The organism is Gammaproteobacteria bacterium, from assembly GCA_011375345.1.
In the GTDB taxonomy this organism is placed as follows: domain Bacteria; phylum Pseudomonadota; class Gammaproteobacteria; order DRLM01; family DRLM01; genus DRLM01.
On sequence record DRLM01000035.1, the window covers coordinates 1 to 4,165 of the forward strand.

The 4,165-nt window shown below is 62.7% G+C and carries 3 protein-coding genes; 1 reads left to right on the plus strand and 2 read right to left on the minus strand.

What is annotated here, in order from left to right; translation table 11 throughout:
• Window positions 1-496 precede the first annotated feature (496 nt).
• Complete coding sequence (locus ENJ19_02705; GenBank protein ID HHM04637.1) at window positions 497-1,492, plus strand: integron integrase; 996 nt, start codon at window positions 497-499, stop codon at window positions 1,490-1,492.
• Window positions 1,493-1,644: 152 nt separating this feature from the next.
• Here ENJ19_02705 and ENJ19_02710 read toward each other — a convergent pair whose 3' ends face one another.
• Window positions 1,645-3,603 carry a DUF3488 domain-containing protein gene (locus ENJ19_02710; protein ID HHM04638.1) on the minus strand — a complete coding sequence of 653 codons (1,959 nt, stop codon included), beginning with the start codon at window positions 3,601-3,603 and terminating at the stop codon, window positions 1,645-1,647.
• The coding region (locus ENJ19_02715) for a DUF58 domain-containing protein (protein HHM04639.1) at window positions 3,600-4,165 on the minus strand (566 nt) is incomplete at its 5' end. The genes ENJ19_02710 and ENJ19_02715, both read right to left, overlap by 4 nt.

The window sequence follows — 4,165 nt, forward strand, 5'->3', positions numbered from 1 at the left end:
CCTTTCTTCTGCCACCACCCTTCTCTGACGTTTGGGAATGGTGACGCTCATTCAAGAGCACGAATAATTCTGTTTTTCCCTTCGAGCAACCCGGACTCCATGATTTGATACCTCGGCCTTCGGTAACAGAAAACCCAAGTAAGTGACCGAGGGTTCTTGCACCGGACTCGGAAAGCTACCCTTTATAAATTCGCCACGCAAAGCTAACATTGAATAGCCCCCAAAATGGTGTGTTACAACACACCATTTTGGGGCATATCCCGCAATGACTACACCTTCCTATTTTCCTGAACGATATGTTACGCCCGGTTATCTGGCAGGACAAGCTTCCGCAACATCATGGTCTTATGGCTGCTATTTTGCACACTGCGCAAAGTATCACATCCAACTTGAGACTGCTTCTCCGGGTAATATGGGACACACCACTCCCAAAACCGCTTGTCGGCGCAACGGGGTGTGGCATACACTCGCCGGACCGGGGTACGGGAGGGGAAGCATGACAAGAAGGCCTTCGCCGTTTTTGTCACAGGTTCGCGCTGCGATACGTGTTCGTCACTACAGTATCCGCACCGAAGAGGCTTATGTGACGTGGATAAAGCGATTTATATTTTTTCATGACAAACGCCATCCTAGAGAGTTGGGGGATGGTGAAGTGGAGGCGTTTTTGACGTTTCTCGCTGTTGACCGGAATGTTTCTCCCAGCACACAAAACCAGGCGCTCAACGCGTTGAACTTCCTTTATAAGGAGGTGTTGAAATCGCCTCTTGGGAAAATTCACAGCGTTCGTGCAAAGAAACCTGCCAAACTTCCCGTTGTGTTGACCCCTGAGGAAGTGGCGCTGGTGTTTACGCACCTGGAGGGCGTGCACTGGTTGGCGGCCTGTTTGATGTATGGTTCCGGCCTGCGCCTGATGGAGTGTCTCAGACTCAGGGTGATGAATATTGATTTCCGTCGCCGGGCGATTTATGTCGTTAACGGAAAGGGTGCGAAAGACCGGGTGGTCACGCTGGCGGATGAAATTGTCAAGCCGCTTCAGCGTCACCTTGAGTCGGTGAAAAACACGCATCAAAAGGACTTGGCGGACGGGTTTGGAAGGGTGTACTTGCCTTATGCCTTAGCGCGAAAGTACCGCAACGCGCCGCTGGAGTGGGGATGGCAGTATGTGTTTCCGGCTTCCCGGCGCAGCGTGGACCCACGATCAAATGTGGTGCGTCGCCACCATTTGGACGAAAAGGCGTTGCAGCGTGCGGTTCGAAGAGCAGTCATAAAGGCGGGTATTCAAAAGCCCGCGACTTGTCACACCTTGCGCCACTCTTTTGCGACGCACCTTCTGGAGCGCGGTATGGATATCCGCACTGTCCAGGAACAACTGGGACACAAGGATATCCGCACCACGCAAATTTATACACACGTATTGCAGCGCGGGGGAAACGCTGTGCGCAGTCCGCTGGGCTCAGTATTGAATTTTGCGCGGAAGAGGGGGGAGACGTAGCGGGTTGTTGCGATCTGCGCAGACGCCGGGGACAGACGCTGGAACGGTTTTGCGCTGCCTTTCGCGCGCGGAGGGGAACCGTTTTTCCGGCCGGGCATAGGGGGAGAAAACCACGCCCCGGGCCGATCCAACAGGATTTACGCAAGTAGTGCTCAGGGCCGGAACCGCGCCACTCTTTTTTTGAGTTCTGCTGTTTTTCCGGGCGTTGTTTCGGTGCTGTAGCGCAATTGCGAGTACAGCCGGGTGATACAGGCCACTGTTGCTGCAAGGTCTGGCCGCGCCCGGCTGACACGTTGGGCGAAGTCGGCCGGGGCTTCGTGCTCGGCGCGTTTGAGGCCGCACCGGGCGAGTTTGCGGCAAAAGCGCAGGTAGGCACGTTGAACCGGGTCGAGTGTTTGCGGTGTGGGCCGCATCATGTAGAACGCAACGGCGGCGATCAGCAGGCCGCCGGCAGCCAAGAGACTGCCGGCGACATCAGACCAGGAACGCGCATCCACTCCCCAGCGGTCGAGAAATTTTTCTTGCAGTTCGGGGCCGTAGCCCAGCACCCATTGGTTCCAGCCGTTGTCGAAGGCATCCAGCGCGTAGCGCAGGCGGCGCAGTGCATCACCCAGAACGCCGTCGCCCGGCACCTCGAACAGCACTGCCGCCCCCACTCCCAGATCGGCCACCTGGATGCTGCGCTCGATGCGCTCGGGGGCCACGGCGGTGGTGGGATCCACCCGCCGCCAACGACCGTTCAGCCATACTTCGGCCCAGGCGTGGGCATCGCGCTGGCGCACGACGAGGTAGCCGTTCAGGGGATTGCGTTCGCCGCCCAGGTAGCCGGTGACGATGCGGGCAGGGATGCCGGCGGCCCGCATGACCACCACGAAACTGGCGGCAAAGTGTTCGCAAAAGCCCCGGCGGCTGTCGAATAAAAACGCATCCGTCACGTGCTCGCCGGCCAGCAAGGGCGGACTCAGGGTGTAGACGAAGTCTTCGGTGCGAAAGCGCTGCAACACCCGGGCGACAATGGCGCGGTCGTCACGCAGGCGCCGGCGCAGTTCCCGCCCCAGGGCCACGCTGCGGGGGTTGCCGCCCTGGGGCAGAGCCAGGGCGCGGCGGCGCTGCGCGGGGCTTAAGGGGGCCGAGGCGGGAGCGAGGTAGGACGCCAGGTGATAGCGCCGGCGCTGCTGCACGGGGCGCGCTGCCAGCACCTGGAAATCGTCGCTGAGGCGGGCATCCAGGGGCACCTCCACGGGCCAGTCCAGGGCCAGGAGCCATTTGCGGTTGTGAGGCTCCAGGGTGACGGTGTAGTGCAAGGCACGCTGGGGAGGGGCCACCTGCACCGTCACGGCCCGCCCGGGACTGCCGGCAAACCAGCGGCGGCCGTCGGTGTCCCACAACACGGGACCGCGCCAGTAGCGTTGTTCCGGTGGCGGCGGAGGACCGTCGAACTGCACCCGGAAGGCCACGGCGTCGGACTGGCTGAGCTGACTGATGGCACCGGGACTCATGCTGTCGCTGAGGCCGGTGAGACCGCCGTGGGCATCTTTGGGCAGTGTCCAAAGCGGCCCCGGAATGCGGGGAAACAGCACGAACAACACCACCATCAAAGGCAGGGCCTGGGCCATGAGCACGCCAGCCAGGCGCACGCTTTGGGCCAAGGGACGCCAGGCCGAGTGTCCGGCGCAAAGATGCAAGGTGAGCAGGCACCAGACGGCAAACAGGGCATAGGCAGTGGCGGCCACGCTTTGGGAATAGAGAAACTGGGTGACCACCACGAAATAGGCCACGAACATGAGCACCACCACGTCGCGCCGCTGCTTCACTTCCAGCAGCTTGGCACTGAGCATCACCACCAGCAGGGCCACGCCGGCGTCGCGGCCGGTGAGGCTGCCGAAGCTGAGGTAAATCCCGGCCATGGCGGCGGCGGCAAAGGCCAGGCGGGGCCCCCTTCCCGGCACTGCCCAGCCCCGGCTGCAGGCCAGGTAGCGCCACAGGAACAGCACCCCCACCAGGCCACTGATCCACGGCGGCAGGCGGGGCAGATGAGGCGCCACGCTCAGGCCCAGTCCCAGCAGCAACAACCCCGTAAACCGTTGGTTCACGATAGTGTTCCGGCTCATGGCGCCTCTCCGCACAGGGCCAGCGCCGCAAGGCAGCGATGGCGGTGGGCGGCACCCTGCCCCGGCGGCAGCGTCTCACCCGGCAGGCGCAGGCCATAGCGCTCGCCGGCGGCGGCGGCATCCAGCAGCCAGCGGCACAAATGGCTGAGCTTGGTTTCCGCAGGCCCGGTGAGGCTGTCCCAGTCCAGCCACAGCTCCGGCGCCTGCTGGCGCTGGAATTGTTTGGTGAGAAGCTGCTCCTGCCGGGCCCAGGCTTTCCAGTGCACATGGCGGGGCGAGTCGCCGTCCTGATAGTTGCGCAGGCCGCGAAAATCGTCGCTGCCGGCTTCGGCCACGGTCTGGCGACCGCCACTTCGGGGCGCGGGCGGCAGCGGCGGCGCTTTGGCGCTGGGTTTGGGATAGACGATGGCCACCGCCTCCATTTCCACCAACGACCAGGCCCGGAACAAACCCAGGGGATAGCGGGTGGCCACCACCACCCGTCCCAAAGGCAAACGGCCACGGCGGGGGGCGGGCACGGCCAGCACCACCCGCGCCGCCTGCCCCCCCTCCACCTGGGCCA